The organism is Segatella copri, assembly GCF_019249765.2.
GTDB classification, from domain to species: Bacteria; Bacteroidota; Bacteroidia; order Bacteroidales; family Bacteroidaceae; genus Prevotella; species Prevotella copri_K.
Genome location: NZ_CP152484.1, coordinates 1,375,854 through 1,395,644, shown reverse-complemented (window position 1 = coordinate 1,395,644; position 19,791 = coordinate 1,375,854). Strand labels below are relative to the sequence as shown.

Genomic DNA, 19,791 nt, shown 5'->3' with positions numbered 1-19,791 from the left:
GATTATTATATGAAACTTGATCAGGAGATATTCAATGTTCTTTTGGCTGCGGGTGCAAAAGGGTTGAAAGTAGAAAAAATAGCTCGTCATGTATATAATTCCTGTAATTCGATTTTTACACCTCTGAATTACAAGGATGTTCATAGCTATGTTACACAATATCTCACCAGATGCGCTAAAGACCCACAATCGCTTATAGAAAAAGGTAAGGGGTATGGTGTATATCATGTTAATTTTGATTCAAAGGCCGTACAGCAACTGATGCTTAATTTTTCTTCTTCTGTATTAGAAAATAGTAATGAAGGGGAGGACAAGGCTGACGATAGTGCTCCTCAAAGTCTTTTTGATGAGAATATGTTCTAAATTATTTTTTTTATGAGGGGAATGTTGTAGTATGTTCGTATAATATATGTAGACTTTATAATAACTGATAAAAGTTAAACAATAAACATATAAACGAATAAACTATGGCTAGTAGATATTTATTAGGTTTTGACGTAGGCTCAAGTTCTGTAAAGGCTTCGCTTACTGATGTTGACAATGGAGAAATCGTAGCTTCTGCATTCTATCCGGATCATGAAGCACCCATTATGGCTGTAAAGACTGGTTGGGCAGAGCAGGATCCTCAGATGTGGTGGGATAATGCTAAGTTGGCGCTTAAGAAAATCATGGCAGAATCTGGTGCCAAGGGTGAAGATATCCTTGCAATTGGTATCTCGTACCAGATGCATGGCTTGGTTTGTGTTGATAAGAATCAGCAAGTTTTGCGTCCTAGTATCATCTGGTGCGACTCTCGTGCCGTACCTTATGGCGAGAAGGCTTTTCATGATTTAGGTGAGGACTTCTGCTTGCGTAATCTGCTCAATTCTCCTGGAAACTTTACTGCATCTAAACTTGCTTGGGTAAAGGATAATGAACCGGAACTGTTTGATAAAATTGATAAGATTATGCTTCCTGGTGATTATCTGGCAATGAAACTTTCAGGTGAAGTTAAGACTACTATCAGTGGCCTTTCTGAAGGTATGATGTGGGACTTCAACCAGAAAAAGCCTGCTAAATTCCTGCTTGATTACTTTGGCTTCGATGAAAGCATTCTGGCTGATATTGTTTCTACATTCTCTGTACAGAGTGTAGTAAGTAAAGCAGCAGCTGAAGAACTTGGTCTGAAAGAAGGTACACCAATATCTTATCGTGCGGGTGACCAGCCAAATAATGCTGTGAGTCTGAATGTGTTCAATCCGGGTGAAATTGCAAGTACGGCAGGTACATCAGGAGTTGTATATGGTGTATTGGGTGATGTTAACTATGATCCAAAGAGCCGTGTCAATACTTTTGCTCATGCTAATTATACTACAGACCTTGACCGTCTTGGTGTATTGTTGTGTATCAATGGAACTGGTATCTTGAATGCGTGGGTTCATCGAAATATCACTCCAGATGTAAGCTATGCGGATATGAATGATCTTGCAGCTTCTGTGCCAATAGGTAGTGATGGTGTTAAGATTATCCCATTTGGTAATGGAGCTGAGCGTGTATTAGAGAATAAGGAAGTTGGTTGTTCTATTCGTGGCATCAGCTTTAATAAGCATAATCGTGCTCATATTGTTCGTGCAGCACAAGAGGGTATCGTCTTCAGTTTCTGCTATGGAATGGAAATCATGCAGCAGATGGGTATGGATATTAAGAATATTCATGCAGGTAAGGCTAATATGTTCCTCAGTCCGTTGTTCCGAGATACCTTGGCGGGTGTGAGTGGTGCTACTATCGAACTTTATGAGACAGATGGTAGTGCAGGTGCTGCTAAGGGTGCTGGTATTGGTGCCGGTATCTATAAGGATCATAATGAGGCTTTTGCTTCATTGAAGAAACTTGCAGTCATAGACCCTGATGAGGCTAACCGTTCTGCTTATCTCGAGGCTTATTCTGCATGGAAAGAAGAGCTGAAAAAACTTTAAACGTTTGTAATTTACTTTAGACAAACTTTTTTTATAATATCAGATAAAGGGTGGGAGAAGTCTCACCCTTTATTTTTCTTTTTCCCGATTCTTTTGACTTTTGGGGGAGCTTCCGTCTTATTTAAGGATTGGATTTAAATATCTGTAGTTGATGTTTCTGAGTATCTATCCACCTATGTTTTGCCATGATGAACCGCTTTAGAAGATAGATAAGTGATTATACAATGAAAAAATCCCCCAGCCCGCTTGAGAAAGCAGGATGGGGGATTGGTATTTTGAATCAAAACAGTTTAATTCTTGAAACTGTGGATTGGAGCCGGAATACGACCGGCACGGTTTACGAATGCCTCGCAACTGAATGGGTTTACAGGCATGATTGGAGCATGACCGAGCAAACCGCCAAAATCTACATTGTCGCCTACCTTCATGCCCACAACTGGGATGATACGTACGGCAGTAGTCTTCTGGTTAACCATACCGATGGCAGCCTCGTCGGCAATGACACCGGAAATGGTGGTGGCTGGAGTATCGCCAGGGATGGCAATCATATCCAAACCTACTGAGCAGACACAAGTCATCGCCTCAAGCTTCTCGATGGTCAGCGCACCAGCCTCTACAGCGTTGATCATACCCTGGTCTTCGCTGACAGGGATGAAGGCACCGCTCAAACCACCTACATAAGAAGAAGCCATGATACCGCCCTTCTTAACTTGGTCGTTCAGGAGTGCAAGAGCTGCTGTGGTACCAGGAGCACCGGCATGCTCAAGACCGATGAGCTCGAGAATATCGGCTACACTATCACCGATTGCTGGGGTAGGAGCCAATGAAAGGTCGATGATGCCGAAAGGTACGTTCAGACGGCGTGAAGCCTCCTTGGCTACCAACTGACCTACACGGGTAATCTTGAAAGCGGTGCGCTTGATGGTTTCGCAAAGAACCTCGAAGCTTTCGCCCTTTACCTTCTCCAATGCATATTTTACAACGCCAGGACCGCTGACACCGACACTCACTACCGCATCGGCCTCAGAAACACCATGGAAGGCACCAGCCATGAACGGATTGTCGTCTGGCGCATTGCAGAGAACAACGAGTTTGGCGCAACCCAGAGAACCTCTGTCCTTGGTTGCCTCGGCTGTATCCTTTACGATTTCGCCCATCAGTCGGACGGCGTCCATGTTGATACCGGTCTTGGTAGAACCCACATTGACTGAGCTGCAGACGAAATCGGTCTGTGCCATCGCCTGAGGGATAGAACGGATAAGGAGCTCATCGCTCTTGCTCATACCCTTGCTTACGATGGCAGAATAGCCGCCCAGGAAGTTGACACCGAGCTCCTTGGCACACTGGTCGAGGGTCTTGGCAATCTTCACGTAATCGTCGGTAGTCTTGCAGGCAGAACCGCCTACCAGCGAGATAGGAGTGATGGAGATACGCTTGTTGACGATAGGCACACCAAACTCCTTGGAGATTTCTTCGCCGGTCTTCACCAGGTTCTTTGCCAGACGTGTAATCTTATTATGAATGTTCTGACAGAGCTCATCGAGATCGGTAGATGCGCAATCCAAAAGGTTGATACCCATGGTGATGGTACGCACATCGAAATTCTCCTGCTCTATCATCTTATTGGTTTCGATAACCTCAGATATATTGATCATATTGTTTGCTTTTTAAATTCTGTGCATCATATTGAAAATTTCCTCGCGCTGGCATTTGATCTGCACGCCCATAGCCTTACCAACATTGGTGAGTTCATCGGCTACTTCCTCGAAAGTTTTCTGCATCTTGCCCATGTCTACGATCATCATCATGTTGAAATACTCCTGTACGATGGTCTGAGAGATATCCAAGATGTTGATACTGTTCTCTGCCAAATAGGTACATACCTTGGCGATGATACCAACGGTATCCTTGCCCACTACTGTAATAATCGTTCTGTTCATGTATTTATTCCTTATTTTAAATTGGTAAGTTTTCGGCTGCAAATTTACAACTATTTTGTTAGACTACCAAATAAAAAGTCAGAAAACTTGTAAAATCACTAACGTTTTGCAAGTTTTCTGACTCATTTTTACCTTTCTTGTTTCCTTATCTTACTTGATACCTCTTTCGTTGAGTGCCTTAGAATATTTGGCTGCATTCTGCAGGTGCTCATCGTAAGTGCGGGCAAAATTATGAGTGCCGCTGAAATCCTCCTTGGCACACATGTAGAGGTAATCGTGATGCACATGGTTGAGGACGGCATCGATACCTGCTACGCTCGGAATACGGATAGGCCCCGGTGGCAAACCTGGGTTCTTGTAGGTATTATACGGGCTCTTGATAGACAGGAGGTTGTTGTAGATGCGCTTGAGGTCGAATCGCTGCCAGGCATATTTAATGGTAGGATCGGCCTGCAATGGCATTCCCTCTGGATATTCGGCATTGCGAAGCATCAGGCGGTTATAATACATGCCGGCTATCATCGGTTTCTCGCCGTTGTTGGCTGTTTCTTCGTCCACGATGCTGGCAAGGGTGATGATCTCCACCGGTGTCAGCTTCATAGCCTTTGCCTTTTCGGTACGCTCAAAGTTCCAGAACTTGTCGCTTTCTTTCTTCATGCGCTCCAGAAATTTATCTACCGAGATGTTCCAGTAGAGATCGTAGGTGTTAGGTACGAACATGCAGGCGATGGTGGCAGTATCGTAACCGTATTTCTGACAGACGCTCTCGTCGCGCAGGGCATGGTAGAGGTCGTTGCTGCCAAACATCATCTTCTTGCCAATCTCATCAGAGAGTTTGTCGAGCGTGCGGACCGAAGGGATGGTTAGGCTAACCGGTTCCTGCAAACCGTTCTTCATGTGGCGCCATGTCTTGAGGGCACCATCGCCCGGAGCAATGGCGTATCTGCCGGTGCGGATATGATCGGCATAGCCGGAATGGAGAGTCAGGGTCTTGAATGCCTGGAACGGAATGCTCTTGGCAAATGGGCGGAGCTTGTTGTATACAGAGTCGATGTTATCATCGCTGTCGATGTAAACATACTCGGTGTTGCTGCTCTTCGAGAAGGAAGAGAAACAGTAGATGTAGCCCACGATGGCGATGACTGCGATGCAGCCTATAGCACCATACAGATAGAGCTTAGAAAATGATTTTTTCTTTTTCATATTCTTCTTGTTTGTTATTTTTCGGGTGCAAAAGTACAGTAAAAATAGGAAATAGCAAAGTATAGGAATTTAAAATAGGTTAATTGTCATCTTTCTTTATCCGTTGTGTCTGCTTTTTTGTTACCTTTGCACTTGACATTGAGAATCAACATGTGTATCGGTGCTTTCGGGCACATTATTATAAAAGGATTATGAAAATGAAGTTTTCTATAGCGTATGCTGCCAAGTGGGGTCATGCCCTGCATGTAGAATTAACTTTTGCCGCCGCTGACGGCTATCAAGATACGATGGACTTGCCGATGACCACCCGGGACGGTTATCTCTGGGAGGTGGAAATGGCGTCAAGGCAGAACCGCCATCATCCTTTCGTAGCTGTGGCTTACTGCTACTGCGTGAAAGATGCTGAGGGAAAGGTGCTGCGTAGGGAATCGCTCGCTTCTGCCCGCCAATATGTTTTTGATGAGAGTAAGAATTTCTATTTCCAGGACTATTGGCTGGAGGAGGATAATCCTTACGTGGAAAAAAATGCCTTCGTATTGCAGCAGGTAAAGTTTACTGATGTCAAGCCAGCGCGTCTGCCTCTCTTCGACCGTACTATCATCTTCAAGATTCATGCCCCGAAACTCTATGAGGGTGAGGCTGTAGCTCTGTTGGGAAATCATCCTACGCTGGGCAAATGGAATCCTGCTCATTTCCTGAAGATGCAGAACAATCATGGCAAGGACTGGGAAATATCTGTGAATGTGCAGGCTATCGATGAGCCGATAGAATATAAATATGTGGTGATTGATGCACAGACCCAGAAACTGAAGAGATGGGAATTTGGGGATAACAGAATCTTTGGCATTTCGGGTAATGAACAGGCTGGTGGACAGGGAACTCCTCAGGGTGAAATCCGTGTATACCATCAGGATGTTTATGTGCTACACGGCGGTGAGTTCCGCATCAAGAGGGTTCCGGTTCATGCCCAGTTCAATTTCGATACCTATATCTTCGATCTTGACGGAACCCTGATTTCTTCTCTCCACGACCTGGCTGCAAGCTGCAATTATGCGCTGAAGCTGAACGGGATGCCTGAACGTACGCTGGAGGAGGTACGCATGTTTGTAGGAAACGGGGTGAAGAAACTGATGGAACGTGCCGTGCCGGGAGGATTGGAGAATGAGAAGTTTGAGAAAACCCTGCAGGATTTCCGCCAGCATTATATGGTGCACAATATGGATAATACGAAACCTTATCCGGACGTGATGGAGATGCTGGAGGAACTGAAAAACAGAGGAAAGAACATTGCGGTGGTAAGCAACAAGTTTTATGCAGCTACCCAGGAAATCTGCCGCCATTTCTTCGGCGATCTGGTAGATGTGGCGATAGGAGAGCGGGAGAATATCAAGAAAAAACCGGCTCCAGATACCGTAAACGAAGCCTTGCGACAGCTGCATGCGGATAGAGACAGGGCGGTTTATATCGGCGACAGCGATGTGGATGTGATGACGGCGAAGAACAGCGGAATGCCTTGTATCTCAGTGCTGTGGGGGTTCAGAGATCACGATTTTCTGTTGGCGCATGGAGCTTCTATCCTGGTATCATCACCCTTGCAGATATTATAAGAAAGGTAGGATAGAACTATCTGGAAGACCATCATAGAGAATGGTCTTCCAGATATTTCTTGATAAATTCAAAGTAGGTTTCTGATATCGGAATGCTCTGGTCGCCATAGGTAATGTGCTGCTGGTCTACCGTATCGAACTTTGTCATGTTGGCAAGGAACGAACGGTGTACACGCTTGAATTTCTCTCTTGGCAGCCTTTCTTCCAACTGTTTGAGGTTGCCCAGGGTTCTGATGTTAGGCCTGCCCTCAAGATGGAAACGGATGTAGTCTTTGTCGCAGTCAACAAACAGAATATCATCTATCGGGATTCTTACGCATTTGTAATCTCGTTTTACCACCAGAAAACCGTCGCGCTTGATAGGGTTGTAGTTATCGTCCTGCATGTAGCTTTCGAAGACTTTCTGGCATGATCCCATAAAATCATCGTAGGTGATGGGCTTGAGCAGATAGTCGAATGCATTCACTTTGTAGGCTTCGATGGCATACTCCTTGAATGCGGTGGTGAAGACAATCTTCACGTTCTTGGGTACAACCTTTGCAAATTCCAGACCGCTGATCTGCTGCATGTGGATGGCGAGAAAAAGTATGTCGAGATGGTTGTGATGGATGCCGTCTACAGCATCTATCGCACTTTTGTAGGCTCCGATCAAATGCAGGGTCGGAGTTTTCTCTATATACTGTTCCAGGAGTTGCAAAGCTTCCGGATCTTCATCTATGATGGCGCAATTTAAAATCATAATTTTACTGTTTTAGTGATTTTATTCTCGATTTCCGTAAAAACGAAAATTGTGTTTGTTTATTGTGTCAAGCTGCAGATTTTTTCAGATAAAAATCTATTTTCATGATTTTACCTTAAATTTGTTTAATCTATTTGGCTATTTGAGGAAAAAACCGTAATTTTGGAGATTGATAAGTCAGACTATAACTGTAGAATATGAAATACAATAAGAAACAACATACCAAATTGTCCTGTCGGAGCAAGTGTTTTTTCCTTGCCTTGGCTTTGGCTATGGCATCGGTTGATGCCTCAGCCCAGAAGATTTCGCTAGGCTCTTGCATCACCCGTGACGGAGGTCAGTTTAAAGGCGAAATGGTGAGCGGAAAGCCGCAGGGAAAAGGTACTACCATCTATAAGAATGGGGATACCTACGAAGGCTCTTATATGAAAGGTAAGCGCGAAGGTTATGGCGTTTATACCTTCAGTGATGGCGAAAAGTATGAGGGACAGTGGATGCAGGACCAGCAGCATGGTAAGGGTACCTACTATTTCCAGAACAACAACAAATATGTAGGCCTCTGGTTCCGCGATTACCAGCATGGTCATGGCGTCATGTTCTATTATAATGGTGATAAATATGACGGCGACTGGTATAAGGACAAGCGTCAGGGACGCGGCGTTTATACTTATGCCAATGGCGCACAGTATAAAGGCCAGTGGATGAACGATATGAAGAATGGAAACGGCTTCTTCAACTGGGGAGACGGAACTACTTATGACGGTCAGTGGCTAGACAACCAGCGCTCAGGAAAAGGTACTTTCAAATATGCTGATGGCGATGTGTATATCGGCGACTGGAAGGATGATATCCAGGACGGAAAGGGTATCTATAAATTTCATAATGGCGACATTTATGAAGGCGATTATGTGCAGGGAGAACGCACGGGTATAGGCATCTTCCGCTCTGCAAAGGGCGCCAAGTATAACGGACAGTTTAAGGATGGCCTGCGTACCGGTCAGGGTACCTTCATCTGGAAGAATGGCGATATCTATGTAGGCGACTGGAAGGATGATCTGCAGAACGGCAGGGGCAAACTGACCAAGAAGAACGGCGACGTGTTTGAAGGTGAGTTCAAGAACGGTCTGGTTGATGGTAATGTCGTGATTCATTATGCTGATGGCAGAAGATTCAAGGGTGCCTATCACAAAGGTAAGCGCCAGGGACCTTGCATAGAAGAAGATAAAAACGGTAAGCGTTTCGAAGGAACCTACCGTAACGATGTGCGTGACGGAAGATTTGTAGAAAAAGACCGCAACGGACAGGTTACAGCCAAGGGAGCCTACGAAAACGGCAAACGATTTGAAGACTAATCTCTTCAGAAAATTAGAAAAATACAAAGAAATTATAAATAACGAGATAGAGAACCTTTATATTTTAAATAATGAGAAAAAGAACATATTATAATCTTGAATATTGAATGTTCAATGTTCTGTTTTCAAATCTCAAAGTTAAAAGTAAATGTTCAAATCTCAAAGCTTAAACTAGAATTATGGTAGTAGATACTTTAGACAATCTGGAGAAATACGTTTCTCTCAATCCGCTCTTCGCTGATGTCGTGAAGTTTATCAAGGAAAATGACCTCTCTAAATTGGAGGACGGTAAGCATTTTATCAAGGAGAGTAACCTCTTTGTTAACATAACGACAGCTCACGGAAAAAGCGAGGAAGATGCTGTTCTTGAAACACATCGCAAGATGATTGATATTCAGATTCCTCTTGACAACGAGGAGACTTATGGCTATACTCCTCTTGCTGATCTTCCTGAAGTGGAATATAACGAGGCTAAGGATGTAACCAAGTATCCTGGTGTGAAAGCGCAGACGCTCGTTACCTGCAAGCCAGGTCAGTTTGCTATCTTCTGGCCACAAGATGGTCATCAGCCATGCATCGGTAGTGGTGATATCCACAAGGCTATCTTCAAGATTAAGAATTAAATAAGAAATCTTCAAGATAAAATTAAAGAATAATATAGAGTAACCATCTAAAATCATGATATATGGCAACAGAAAAGAAAACTACAGCCCAGAAGGCTGCAACTAAAAAGGCAACTGCAAAGAAAACAGTTGCAAAAAAGGCAGCGAAGGCTGTGGTAAAGCATATCGGACTCGTGAAGAACGACCCATATCTGGCAGACTATGAGAATGCCATCAAGGGCCGACACGACCATGCACTCTGGAAACTCGGTCAGCTGACTAATAACGGCAAACAGACATTGAGCGATTTTGCCAATGGATACGAGTATTTCGGACTGCATAAGACTGCCCGTGGATGGGTGTTCCGTGAGTGGGCACCTAATGCTACAGACATCTATCTGATAGGTGACTTCAACAACTGGCAGGAAACCGAAAAGTATCGTGCCAAAAGAATAAAGAATACCGGTAACTGGGAACTCAAACTTCCGGAGAAAGCGATGAAACATGGCGATCTCTTCAAGATGAAAGTTCATTGGGAAGGTGGTGAAGGCGAGCGTATTCCAGCATGGGCACAGCGCGTAGTACAGGACGACCAGACTAAGATTTTCTCTGCTCAGGTTTGGAATCCGGAACCATATAAATGGAAGAAGAAAACCTTCAGACCAAATGTGGCACCTCTGCTCATCTATGAATGCCATATCGGTATGGCACAGGATGCTGAGAAGGTTGGCAGTTACACAGAATTTAAGGAGAATGTGTTGCCACGTATCATCAAGGATGGTTATAACTGCATTCAGATTATGGCTATCCAGGAGCATCCTTATTATGGCTCCTTCGGCTATCATGTAAGCAGTTTCTTTGCTGCAAGTAGCCGCTTCGGAACTCCTGAAGAGTTGAAGGATCTCATTGATACAGCTCACCAGAATGGTATTGCCGTCATCATGGACATCGTTCACTCTCATGCCGTAAAGAATGAGGTGGAAGGACTGGGTAATCTCGCTGGCGATCCTAACCAGTATTTCTATCCTGGCGACCGTCATGAGCATCCGGCTTGGGACAGTCTCTGCTTCGACTATGGAAAGGATGAAGTCATCCACTTCCTGCTGAGCAACTGCAAGTATTGGCTCAATGAGTTCCATTTCGACGGTTTCCGTTTTGACGGTGTAACATCCATGCTCTATTACAGTCATGGCTTGGGTGAGGCATTCTGCAACTACGGCGATTATTTCAATGGTCATGAGGATGATAATGCCATCTGCTATCTTACCCTTGCCAACTGTCTGATTCATGAGGTTAACAAGCATGCCATTACGATTGCCGAAGAGGTGAGCGGAATGCCGGGACTGGCAGCCAAGTTTGAGGATGGCGGTTATGGTTTCGATTATCGCATGGCGATGAATATTCCAGATTATTGGATCAAGACCATCAAGGAACTGAAGGATGAAGACTGGAAACCATCCAGCATCTTCTGGGAGGTAAAGAACCGCCGTTCGGATGAGAAAACCATCTCTTATTGTGAGAGTCATGACCAGGCATTGGTGGGCGATAAAACCATCATCTTCCGTCTGATTGATGCCGATATGTACTGGCATTTCAAGAAGGGCGATGAAAACGAAATGGCTCATCGTGGTATTGCTCTGCATAAGATGATCCGTCTGGTTACCGCCTCTACAATCAATGGCGGTTATCTCAACTTCATGGGTAATGAGTTCGGTCACCCAGAGTGGATTGATTTCCCTCGCGAGGGTAATGGCTGGAGCCATAAATACGCCCGCAGGCAGTGGAATCTGGTAGATAATCATGAACTCTGCTACCACTATCTTGGAGATTTCGACCGAGAAATGCTCAAGACGATTACAAGCGAAAAGAATTTTAACAAGACACCAGTTGTAGAAATCTGGCATAATGATGGCGATCAGGTTCTCGCCTTTATGCGTGGCGATCTGCTCTTCGTGTTTAACTTCTCGCCAACCCGCTCTTTCACCGACTATGGCTTCCTGGTTCCAACCGGTTCCTACAGCGTAGTGCTTGATTCTGACAGCAAGGATTTCGGCGGTAATGGCTTGAATGATGACACGATGACGCATCTGACTAATTACGATCCACTTTATGTGAAAGACCGTAAGGAGTGGCTGAAACTTTATCTGCCAGCTCGTACAGCTTTGGTGCTGAAGAAAAATTAATAGATTGATTTATGAAAAATAAAAGGAGTAGTACTGCGAAGATGCAAATCGCCTGTGCTATCATCTTTATCACATTTACCTACGTCTACCTGGCATTTTACCAGGCAGACGTACTGGCTGTGGCTCAGCATGTTTTCTCAGGCGGTTTGACCAACTACAGTTACACGCTGGCTCCACTGCTTATCACGCTCGTACTCTATCTGCTGCAAGTGGGAGTGTACGCGGTAACCCGTGTGAAACGCCGTTTCCACGGGCTTACTTATTTCCCTTCGTTCCTCATCCTGACGATGATTACCGATATCCCCGTTGATATCGACCGTTATCATTCGCTGGGGGCGTGGTGGATTATCCTGCCACTCTGTCTGATTCTATGGGGCGGATTGATATGGATAGCCCGCCAGTTGGAGCCGATAGAAACAGAGCCTCACAGCAACGGCTGGTTCTCCCGCTATATGTGGGTGAATTTGCTCCAGATGCTGGTGATGATATTGCTTGTCAACTTTGTTGCTAGCAATGATCGGCTGTTTCATGAACGTATGCGCATGGAACATCTGATGAAAGAAAAACAGTATGAAAAAGCTTTGGAAGTAGGTGAAAAATCTCTGAAAACAGATTCTTCGCTGACGATGCTCCGTATAGCCTGTCTCAACGAAACAGGCGAGCTGGGCAGCCGTCTCTTTACTTATCCGCTGGTAGGTGGAAGTAAGGCGATGATGCCGGATAGCGTAACCGTGAAGGCTATGATGTGGAAGGCGCCAAAATGGATGCAGAAACCTTCGGCATGGATGGTTAAACATCATCTCAAGTATCGTCTGCCTGTTGACTATCAGCTTTGTGCACTCTTGCTGGACAAGCAACTAGACAAGTTCGTAGCAGAGGTGCAGAAACATTATAAAGTAACTTCGGGCAAACTGCCTGTTCATTATAAGGAAGCGTTGGTTCTTTATACGCATCGCCGCAGTAATCCAAGTATCGTTTATCACGATAATGTGATGGATACAGACTTTGAGGATTTCCAGCAGATGGATCACAAATATGCTAATGAGACAGAAAAGCAGAATGCTCTTCGGGATACTTATGGAAATACCTACTGGTATTATTATGAGTATGGAAATAAATGAAAGTTTTAATTTAGGAGATTAATATGAAAATGCAGATATTCAGAAACTTATGGGTTTTACAGATAGCTTTTCTTCTGTTGGCGCCATTAGGGTTGCAGGCACAGAAGAAGGAGATTTCTGCAGCCAAAGATCTGGTAAAGGCGGGCAAGGATTTGGCGAAAGCCGAATCCAGTATGCGTAAACTCCTGACGGATTCTGCCAACCGGAATAACAAGAAAATTTGGAATATTCTCTTCGATGCTGTGAAGAAGCAGTATGAACAGGGTAATGAGAAACTCTACCTCAAACAGGCGTATGATACAGCCCAACTCTTCAATGCAACCCGACAGCTCTTCGTTATAGCCCAAGGACTTGATTCCGTTGAGATGATTCCTAACAAGAAAGGAAAATGTGAGTTTGATTTCCGTAAGTCTCATTCTGAATATTTGAACAGGATACGTCCGAACCTCTATAACGGAGGAACCTGGTTTATCAGGAAGCAGAAATACAAGGAGGCTTATCAGTTCTTTGACCAGTACATAGAGTGCAGTACAGCTCCGATGTTCCAATCTTATAAGTATGTCCAGAAAGACAAATATCTTTCTTCGGCAGCTTATTGGGCTGTATATGCCGGATATAAGATGAAAGATACCAAAGCTACGCTTCATCATTCTTATGAGGCGCTGAAAGATACGGCTCATTATAACTATATGTTACAGTATCTGGCAGAGACTTATAAACTGGAGAAGGATACTGCGCGCTATCTCTCGACCTTGAAGGAAGGTTTTGAGCGGGATCCGAAATTCCCGTTCTTCTTCCCGCGTCTGGTAGAGTATTATTCGCAGAAAAACCAACTCGATTCTGCACTCGCCGTAGCAGATAAGGCGCTGGCGATAGCTCCCGACAATGATATCTATCTCTTTACCAAGGGAACCATTCTCCTGAATATGGGTGATTTCAAGCAATGCATCGAAGTGAGCAAAAAGGCACTTGCCGTGAACGATTCTTTGGCTGGTGCTTATTATAATATAGGTTTGGCTTATTTCAATCAGGCGGTTGAAATGGATAAGAATTCGCAGCAATCCCGCAAAACTCATCAGGAGATAGACGGACTTTACAAGAGTGCGATGCCTTATCTGCAGAAGTACAGAACGATGGCGCCTGATATGCAGGACCAGTGGGCTTTGCCGCTATATACCATCTATCTGAACCTGAACATGGGTAAGGAGTTTGATGAGATAGACAAACTTCTCAATCAGAAAAAGAAATAATGCCTCATGATGAGGAATTTATGAAAGCTTCTCTTGAAAAGAAAACTTCTCTTTAATAAAAGAATACTTCTCTTTAGAAATTGATTATTAGAAATTTATGATAGACAGAATTTTAGATAAACTGGGCATTGAGCTCAATGATATGCAGCAGGATTCCATGCAGGCAATCTTGCACGGGAGCAAGGATGTGGTGATACTTTCGCCAACAGGTAGTGGCAAGACACTGGCTTATCTTTTGCCTCTTACCCAACTTATAGATGCTACTGATGACGAGGCACAGGCGGTGGTGGTAACTCCTGGTCGGGAACTCGCTTTGCAGTCGGCTAACGTATTGAAGAATATGGGCAGCGGTTTGCGTGCGATGGCTTGCTATGGTGGTCGTGCTACGATGGATGAGCATCGCGTGATGAAACAGGTTCGTCCTCAGATCGTATTTGGAACTCCAGGTCGTCTCAATGATCATCTGGATAAGGGAAATCTTTCTCCATATCACATCAAATACCTGATTATTGATGAGTTTGACAAGTGTCTGGAGATGGGTTTTCAGGACGAAATGAACCGACTGATCAAGTCTTTGCCTGGCTTGCGTCGACATTTCCTGCTTTCTGCTACCGAGGCAGAGGAAATTCCTCATTTCGTACACATGGGTAGGGTAGAAAAGATAGATTACCGTGTGGATGAAGATCAGGTTCCTGACCGTGTACATATATATAAGGTGGAAAGTCCGGTAAAGGATAAACTGGAGAGCCTGGCACTTTTGCTACGCAGTTTAGGCGATCAGAGTACCATTGTATTCCTCAATTATCGCGACAGTGTGGAGCGCACCAATAAATATTTGGTGGAGCAGGGATTTTCAACTTCTTTCTTCCATGGTGGATTGGAACAGAAGGAACGCGAGGCTTCTCTCTATCGTTTCAGCAACGGTAGTGCTAATATCCTGGTGAGTACGGATCTGGCTTCGCGCGGACTTGATATTCCTGATATAGATAATATTATCCATTATCACATGCCGGAGAGCGAAGATGGTTATATCCATCGTGTAGGACGTACGGCACGATGGGAAGCCCAGGGAAAGGCTTTCTTCCTGTTAGGTCCTGAAGAGCATATTCCGGAATATGTGGATGCAAAGATTGAGAATTATGAGATGCCCGTTGCTGATCAGCTTCCTGCGCCAGCCAAACCTAAGATGGCTACTATATATATAGGTAAAGGCAAAAAGGATAAAATCAGTAAGGGTGACATCTTAGGCTTCCTTTGCAAGAAGGGTGGGCTGCAGTCGGCTGAAATCGGTAAGATTGATGTTAATGACCGTTATGCTTATGCTGCCATTTCCCGAACGAAGTTGCGCAGCGTACTGAATAATGTAAAGGGCGAAAAGATAAAAGGCGTCAAAACGATAGTGGAAGAGGTAAGGTAGTTGACAAACTGCTATTATCTTTTCTCTGTTGCTTGCTAATGTATAATAAATGTAAAAATAGACATAAATATGCAGTTATTATACTAAAATGACTAACAAAATGAAAGAAATCTGCGCAAAACGCTAAAAATGTGCAGAAAAGTTTGGTAGTTTCAAATAAAAAGTGTAATTTCGCAGTCGTAAATACAATCCAAAGGTTTACTATGTATCCTATATGGGTGTATTGTGCACTAATTTTTCCTGCTAACAGGATTATATCGTATAAAACTTAAATAATTATACAAAGATGAAGAAGTACAATTTTAACGCAGGTCCATCAATGCTTCCACGCGAAGTGATTGAGAACACAGCAAAGCAGATTTTGGATTTTAATGGTTCAGGTCTTTCATTGATGGAAATCAGCCACCGTGCTAAGGATTTCCAGCCAGTAGTTGATGAGGCAGTCTCCTTATTCAAGGAGCTTCTTGACATTCCTGAGGGTTATTCCGTAATCTTCCTTGGTGGTGGTGCGTCATTGCAGTTTATGCAGATTCCAGCAAACTTCCTCATCAAGAAGGCTGCCTACATTAATTCTGGCACTTGGGCTAAGAAGGCAATGAAAGAGGCGAAGCATTTTGGTGAGGTCGTGGAGATCGCATCATCGTCCGACGCCAATTTCACTTTCTATCCACAGGTTCCTAACACTGTACCAGCCGATTGTGATTACTTGCATTTGACAAGCAACAATACTATATATGGTACTGAACTCCGTGTTGATCCAGACGTAAACGTACCATTGATTTCTGATATGTCTTCAGATATCATGAGCCGTCCAGTAGATGTTTCTAAGTATACTGCCATCTATGCAGGTGCTCAGAAGAATCTTTCTATGGCAGGTGTTACCGTTATCATCGTAAAGGATGATATGCTCGGCAAGGCTCCTCGCGAGCTTCCTACAATGCTCGATTATCGTACTCACGTTGAGAAGGGCAGTATGTTCAATACTCCTCCTGTTGTTCCTATCTATACCTTGATGGAGAATCTCCGCTGGTTGAAGGCTAATGGTGGTGTTGAGGCTGCTGATAAGCGTGCTCACGAACGTGCTGAAGTTCTTTATGCTGAAATCGACCGCAACAAACTCTTCAAGGGTACTGTTGAAGAAGCATCCCGTTCTTTGATGAACATCTGCTTCGTGATGAACGATGAGTACAAGGAGTTGGAGAAGCCATTCCTCGACTTCGCTACAGAGCGTGGCATGGTAGGTATCAAGGGTCACCGCTCAGTGGGTGGTTTCCGTGCCAGCTGCTACAATGCACAGACCATGGAGGGTGTTCAGGCACTCGTCAAGGCCATGCAGGATTTTGAAGCACAACATTAATTTTTGAATTTGTATGAAAGTATTAGTTGCAACAGAAAAGCCATTCGCAGCGGCTGCTGTGGACGGCATTAAGAAAGAAATAGAGGGAGCAGGCAACGAATTGGTGCTGCTCGAAAAATATACAGAGAAGGCTCAGCTTCTCGATGCAGTGAAGGATGTGGACGCGATGATTATCCGTTCTGACAAGGCTGATGCCGAGGTGCTCGATGCAGCAAAGAACCTGAAGATTATCGTTCGTGCCGGTGCGGGTTATGATAACATTGACCTTGCTGCTGCTACTGCTCATAATGTAGTGGCTGAGAATACTCCTGGTCAGAACTCTAACGCAGTAGCTGAGTTGGTATTCGGCTTGTTGGTCTTTACTGTACGTAATTTCTACAACGGCAAGGCTGGCAGCGAGTTGAAGGGTAAAAAACTGGGTATTCTTGCTTTTGGTAATGTAGGTCGAAATGTGGCTCGCATCGCCAAGGGATTCGGCATGGAAGTAGCTGCTTACGATGCATTCTGCCCAGCTGATGTTATCGAGGCTGCCGGTGTGCATGCTGTAAAGTCACAGGATGAGTTGTTCCAAACTTGTGACATCGTTTCTCTTCATATCCCTGCTACTCCAGAGACTATCAAGAGCATCGACTACAAGACTGTAAACCAGTTGCCTAAGGGTGGCATCCTCATCAATACAGCGCGTAAGGAGGTTATCAATGAGCCTGAGCTCCTGAAACTTCTTGCTGAGCGTGAGGACTTGAAGTTCATCACTGATATCAAGCCTGATGCTGATGCAGACTTTGCCAAGTTCGAGGGTCGCTACTTCTCAACTCCTAAGAAGATGGGTGCACAGACAGCTGAAGCAAATATCAATGCCGGTATTGCAGCAGCTAAGCAGATTAATGCGTTCTTTGCTGATGGCTGCACAAAATATCAAGTAAATAAATAAAAATTAGGATATAAAAAAGCTCATAGAGGGTGCTTTAACTAGTGCCCTTTATGGGCTTTTATCTTTACAGACTTCATGATATACTTACCCTTCGTGGGCTTTTATTCATTAAAATCAATAAAACATTATGGCTATAGTTAAACCATTTAAGGGTATTCGTCCCCCAAAAGATTTAGTTGAGCAAGTTGAGTCTCGTCCTTACGATGTTCTCAATTCTGAGGAAGCACGTGCCGAGGCAGGCGATAACGAGAAGAGCCTTTATCATATTATTAAACCTGAAATCAATTTCGAACCAGGAACTTCTGAGTACGATCCACGAGTGTATGAAAGCGCTGCCGAGAACTTCAGAAAGTTCCAGGAGAATGGCTGGTTAAAACAGGATGATAAGGAACAGTATTATATCTATGCACAGACGATGAATGGCAAGACTCAGTATGGTCTTGTGGTAGGTGCGTATGTAAACGACTATATGACGGGTGTCATCAAGAAACATGAGCTGACACGCCGCGATAAGGAAGAAGATCGTATGAAGCATGTGCGTGTATGCAATGCCAATATCGAACCAGTATTTTTCGCTTATCCTGATAATGAGGTGCTTAACGGACTTCTGATGCGTTATGCAGCAACAACACCGGAATATGATTTCATTGCTCCAATTGATGGTTTCCGTCATCAGTTCTGGGTTGTAAGCGATGATCAGGATATTGCCACAATTACAGCGGAATTTGCCAAGATGCCTAGCCTTTATATTGCTGACGGTCATCACCGTAGTGCAGCAGCAGCTCTGGTAGGTGCAGAAAAAGCTAAGCAGAATCCTAATCATACAGGTAAGGAGGAATATAACTACTTTATGGCAGTTTGTTTCCAGGCAAGTCAGCTTACCATTCTCGATTATAACCGAGTTGTGAAGGATTTGAATGGCCTGACTTCTGATCAGTTCCTCGATGCTTTGACAAAGAACTTCGAGGTGATAGATATTGATGCAATCAATGTGAATGTATCTGGTGATGAAGAGGGCATACCTTGCTATGAAAAGATGGCTATTGATGATGCTATTAGCCAGTTTGGCTTGGATATTCTGAAACCAGCAGCTCTCCATTCTTTCCTCCTGTATCTGGATGGTAAATGGTATGGTTTGTTTGCCAAGCCGGGAACCTATGATGATGCTGATCCAATCGGCGTGCTTGATGTGGATATTTCATCTCGTCTGATTCTTGATGAAATTCTGGGTATCAAGGATTTGCGTTCTGATAAGCGCATCGATTTTGTGGGCGGTCTTCGCGGTCTCGGTGAGTTGAAACGTCGTGTGGATAGCGGCGAGATGAAGATGGCACTTGCTTTGCATCCGGTTACTATGCAGCAGATTATGGACATCGCTGACAGTGGTAAGATTATGCCACCTAAGGCAACATGGTTTGAACCTAAGTTGCGTAGCGGTTTGATTATTCACAAGTTGGATTAATGATAGACGAATTTAAGACTATATCAGATACGATAGGCGAGGGATATTACACCGAGAAAAGGAGTAAGTTTCTCGCCTTTGCTCACCATGTTACAACTGTTGACGAGGTGAAGGAAATTGTTGCCGGGTACCGTAAGAAATATTACGATGCCCGACATTGTTGTTATGCATATATGCTAGGTCCTGAACGGACAGAGTTCCGTGCCAATGATGATGGCGAACCTTCTTCTACGGCAGGAAAACCAATCCTCGGCCAAATCACGAAATCAGAATTGACGGATATTTTAATTGTCGTCATCCGATATTTTGGAGGAGTGAAATTGGGAACCAGCGGACTCATTGTTGCTTATCGTGAAGCTGCCATTGATGCTTTGGCTCATTGTGAGGAGGTTACGCAACAGATAGAGGAAATAGTAACCTATGATTTTACTTATCCGATGATGAATGATGTGATGAGGATAGTCAAAGATATGAATCCGCGTATCCTGGATCAGACTTTCGATAATACTTGCAGCATCAAACTTTCTATCAGAAAGAGCGAGGCTGAGCAGTTACGTTCCCGTCTGAAAAAGCTGTCGTTTGAATAGCAGATAACTGACAGACAGATGAATAACTGCTGGGTAAACAAAAAGAGGGTGAATCATTAATTTATGATACACCCTCTTTTTGATG

Annotated in this window: 17 protein-coding genes and 1 pseudogene; 14 read left to right on the top strand and 4 right to left on the bottom strand. The window is 44.2% G+C overall.

From position 1 onward, the window contains the following. Window positions 1–9: 9 nt before the first annotated feature. Both KUA46_RS06335 and KUA46_RS06330 read left to right on the top strand, forming a co-directional pair. Window positions 10–363 carry a hypothetical protein gene (locus tag KUA46_RS06335; protein ID WP_118152594.1) on the top strand — a complete coding sequence of 118 codons (354 nt, stop codon included), beginning with the start codon at window positions 10–12 and terminating at the stop codon, window positions 361–363. 104 nt (window positions 364–467) lie between these two features. Then, window positions 468–1,955 (top strand): xylulokinase, encoded by a 1,488-nt coding sequence (locus tag KUA46_RS06330; RefSeq protein ID WP_217745991.1) that lies wholly within the window; start codon window positions 468–470, stop codon window positions 1,953–1,955. A gap of 290 nt (window positions 1,956–2,245) precedes the next feature. Here the strand turns inward: KUA46_RS06330 and KUA46_RS06325 are convergent, their stop codons facing one another. The 3 genes from KUA46_RS06325 to mltG form a co-directional block, all read right to left on the bottom strand. After that, window positions 2,246–3,610 carry a PFL family protein gene (locus tag KUA46_RS06325; RefSeq protein WP_117693627.1) on the bottom strand — a complete coding sequence of 455 codons (1,365 nt, stop codon included), beginning with the start codon at window positions 3,608–3,610 and terminating at the stop codon, window positions 2,246–2,248. A gap of 12 nt (window positions 3,611–3,622) precedes the next feature. Beyond that, window positions 3,623–3,895: an ACT domain-containing protein gene (locus KUA46_RS06320; RefSeq protein ID WP_006849014.1), complete on the bottom strand. Its 273-nt coding sequence runs from the start codon at window positions 3,893–3,895 to the stop codon at window positions 3,623–3,625. Window positions 3,896–4,045: 150 nt separating this feature from the next. Continuing rightward, window positions 4,046–5,098: an endolytic transglycosylase MltG gene (mltG, locus tag KUA46_RS06315; RefSeq protein ID WP_022121832.1), complete on the bottom strand. Its 1,053-nt coding sequence runs from the start codon at window positions 5,096–5,098 to the stop codon at window positions 4,046–4,048. A gap of 191 nt (window positions 5,099–5,289) precedes the next feature. Here mltG and KUA46_RS06310 point away from each other — a divergent pair. Both KUA46_RS06310 and KUA46_RS06305 read left to right on the top strand, forming a co-directional pair. Beyond that, a pseudogene (locus KUA46_RS06310) lies at window positions 5,290–5,943 on the top strand (carbohydrate-binding module family 20 domain-containing protein); the annotation flags it as partial. A gap of 99 nt (window positions 5,944–6,042) precedes the next feature. After that, on the top strand, window positions 6,043–6,705 hold the full coding sequence (locus KUA46_RS06305; protein WP_228114345.1) for an HAD family hydrolase: 663 nt from the start codon (window positions 6,043–6,045) through the stop codon (window positions 6,703–6,705). 31 nt (window positions 6,706–6,736) lie between these two features. Here the strand turns inward: KUA46_RS06305 and KUA46_RS06300 are convergent, their stop codons facing one another. Beyond that, window positions 6,737–7,444 carry a LytR/AlgR family response regulator transcription factor gene (locus KUA46_RS06300; protein WP_022121830.1) on the bottom strand — a complete coding sequence of 236 codons (708 nt, stop codon included), beginning with the start codon at window positions 7,442–7,444 and terminating at the stop codon, window positions 6,737–6,739. Between the two features lie 272 nt (window positions 7,445–7,716). Between KUA46_RS06300 and KUA46_RS06295 the strand changes: the two genes are divergently transcribed. The 10 genes from KUA46_RS06295 to KUA46_RS06250 all read left to right on the top strand — a co-directional run bounded on the left by KUA46_RS06295 (window position 7,717) and on the right by KUA46_RS06250 (window position 19,706). Continuing rightward, a complete protein-coding gene (locus tag KUA46_RS06295) occupies window positions 7,717–8,796 on the top strand; it encodes a phosphatidylinositol-4-phosphate 5-kinase (protein ID WP_118080022.1) in 1,080 nt (359 codons plus the stop codon). A 179-nt stretch (window positions 8,797–8,975) separates the two neighbouring features. Then, window positions 8,976–9,419, top strand: coding sequence for a YhcH/YjgK/YiaL family protein (locus tag KUA46_RS06290; protein ID WP_153118798.1), 444 nt, complete (start codon window positions 8,976–8,978; stop codon window positions 9,417–9,419). Between the two features lie 62 nt (window positions 9,420–9,481). Continuing rightward, a complete protein-coding gene (locus KUA46_RS06285; RefSeq protein WP_218487117.1) occupies window positions 9,482–11,581 on the top strand; it encodes an alpha amylase C-terminal domain-containing protein in 2,100 nt (699 codons plus the stop codon). Between the two features lie 11 nt (window positions 11,582–11,592). Beyond that, entirely contained in the window at window positions 11,593–12,702 is a 1,110-nt protein-coding gene (locus KUA46_RS06280; protein WP_118139437.1) for a DUF6057 family protein, read from the top strand. A gap of 23 nt (window positions 12,703–12,725) precedes the next feature. Beyond that, window positions 12,726–13,952 carry a tetratricopeptide repeat protein gene (locus tag KUA46_RS06275; RefSeq protein ID WP_218487116.1) on the top strand — a complete coding sequence of 409 codons (1,227 nt, stop codon included), beginning with the start codon at window positions 12,726–12,728 and terminating at the stop codon, window positions 13,950–13,952. A 97-nt stretch (window positions 13,953–14,049) separates the two neighbouring features. Next, window positions 14,050–15,369, top strand: a complete 1,320-nt coding sequence (locus tag KUA46_RS06270) for a DEAD/DEAH box helicase (RefSeq protein WP_218434313.1) — start codon at window positions 14,050–14,052, stop codon at window positions 15,367–15,369. 286 nt (window positions 15,370–15,655) lie between these two features. Beyond that, on the top strand, window positions 15,656–16,726 hold the full coding sequence (gene serC, locus KUA46_RS06265; RefSeq protein WP_117727969.1) for a 3-phosphoserine/phosphohydroxythreonine transaminase: 1,071 nt from the start codon (window positions 15,656–15,658) through the stop codon (window positions 16,724–16,726). A gap of 13 nt (window positions 16,727–16,739) precedes the next feature. Further along, the gene (locus tag KUA46_RS06260) at window positions 16,740–17,657 is read left to right on the top strand and encodes an NAD(P)-dependent oxidoreductase (RefSeq protein WP_006849026.1); all 918 of its coding nucleotides are present in this window, start codon (window positions 16,740–16,742) and stop codon (window positions 17,655–17,657) included. Between the two features lie 127 nt (window positions 17,658–17,784). Beyond that, window positions 17,785–19,119: a DUF1015 domain-containing protein gene (locus KUA46_RS06255; RefSeq protein WP_218487115.1), complete on the top strand. Its 1,335-nt coding sequence runs from the start codon at window positions 17,785–17,787 to the stop codon at window positions 19,117–19,119. Next, window positions 19,119–19,706, top strand: a complete 588-nt coding sequence (locus KUA46_RS06250; RefSeq protein WP_006849028.1) for an IMPACT family protein — start codon at window positions 19,119–19,121, stop codon at window positions 19,704–19,706. Before KUA46_RS06255 ends, KUA46_RS06250 begins: the two co-directional genes overlap by 1 nt. The last annotated feature ends 85 nt before the right edge of the window (window positions 19,707–19,791 follow it).

Excerpts from the sequence above, each read along its gene's own strand:
- KUA46_RS06335 (WP_118152594.1), top strand. The coding sequence starts at position 10 with ATGAAACTTGATCAGGAGATATTCAATGTTCTTTTGGCTGCGGGTGCA.
- KUA46_RS06330 (WP_217745991.1), top strand. The coding sequence starts at position 468 with ATGGCTAGTAGATATTTATTAGGTTTTGACGTAGGCTCAAGTTCTGTA.
- KUA46_RS06325 (WP_117693627.1), bottom strand. The coding sequence starts at position 3,610 with ATGATCAATATATCTGAGGTTATCGAAACCAATAAGATGATAGAGCAG.
- KUA46_RS06320 (WP_006849014.1), bottom strand. The coding sequence starts at position 3,895 with ATGAACAGAACGATTATTACAGTAGTGGGCAAGGATACCGTTGGTATC.
- mltG (WP_022121832.1), bottom strand. The coding sequence starts at position 5,098 with ATGAAAAAGAAAAAATCATTTTCTAAGCTCTATCTGTATGGTGCTATA.
- KUA46_RS06300 (WP_022121830.1), bottom strand. The coding sequence starts at position 7,444 with ATGATTTTAAATTGCGCCATCATAGATGAAGATCCGGAAGCTTTGCAA.
- KUA46_RS06295 (WP_118080022.1), top strand. The coding sequence starts at position 7,717 with ATGGCATCGGTTGATGCCTCAGCCCAGAAGATTTCGCTAGGCTCTTGC.
- KUA46_RS06290 (WP_153118798.1), top strand. The coding sequence starts at position 8,976 with ATGGTAGTAGATACTTTAGACAATCTGGAGAAATACGTTTCTCTCAAT.
- KUA46_RS06285 (WP_218487117.1), top strand. The coding sequence starts at position 9,482 with ATGGCAACAGAAAAGAAAACTACAGCCCAGAAGGCTGCAACTAAAAAG.
- KUA46_RS06280 (WP_118139437.1), top strand. The coding sequence starts at position 11,593 with ATGAAAAATAAAAGGAGTAGTACTGCGAAGATGCAAATCGCCTGTGCT.
- KUA46_RS06275 (WP_218487116.1), top strand. The coding sequence starts at position 12,726 with ATGAAAATGCAGATATTCAGAAACTTATGGGTTTTACAGATAGCTTTT.
- KUA46_RS06270 (WP_218434313.1), top strand. The coding sequence starts at position 14,050 with ATGATAGACAGAATTTTAGATAAACTGGGCATTGAGCTCAATGATATG.
- serC (WP_117727969.1), top strand. The coding sequence starts at position 15,656 with ATGAAGAAGTACAATTTTAACGCAGGTCCATCAATGCTTCCACGCGAA.
- KUA46_RS06260 (WP_006849026.1), top strand. The coding sequence starts at position 16,740 with ATGAAAGTATTAGTTGCAACAGAAAAGCCATTCGCAGCGGCTGCTGTG.
- KUA46_RS06255 (WP_218487115.1), top strand. The coding sequence starts at position 17,785 with ATGGCTATAGTTAAACCATTTAAGGGTATTCGTCCCCCAAAAGATTTA.
- KUA46_RS06250 (WP_006849028.1), top strand. The coding sequence starts at position 19,119 with ATGATAGACGAATTTAAGACTATATCAGATACGATAGGCGAGGGATAT.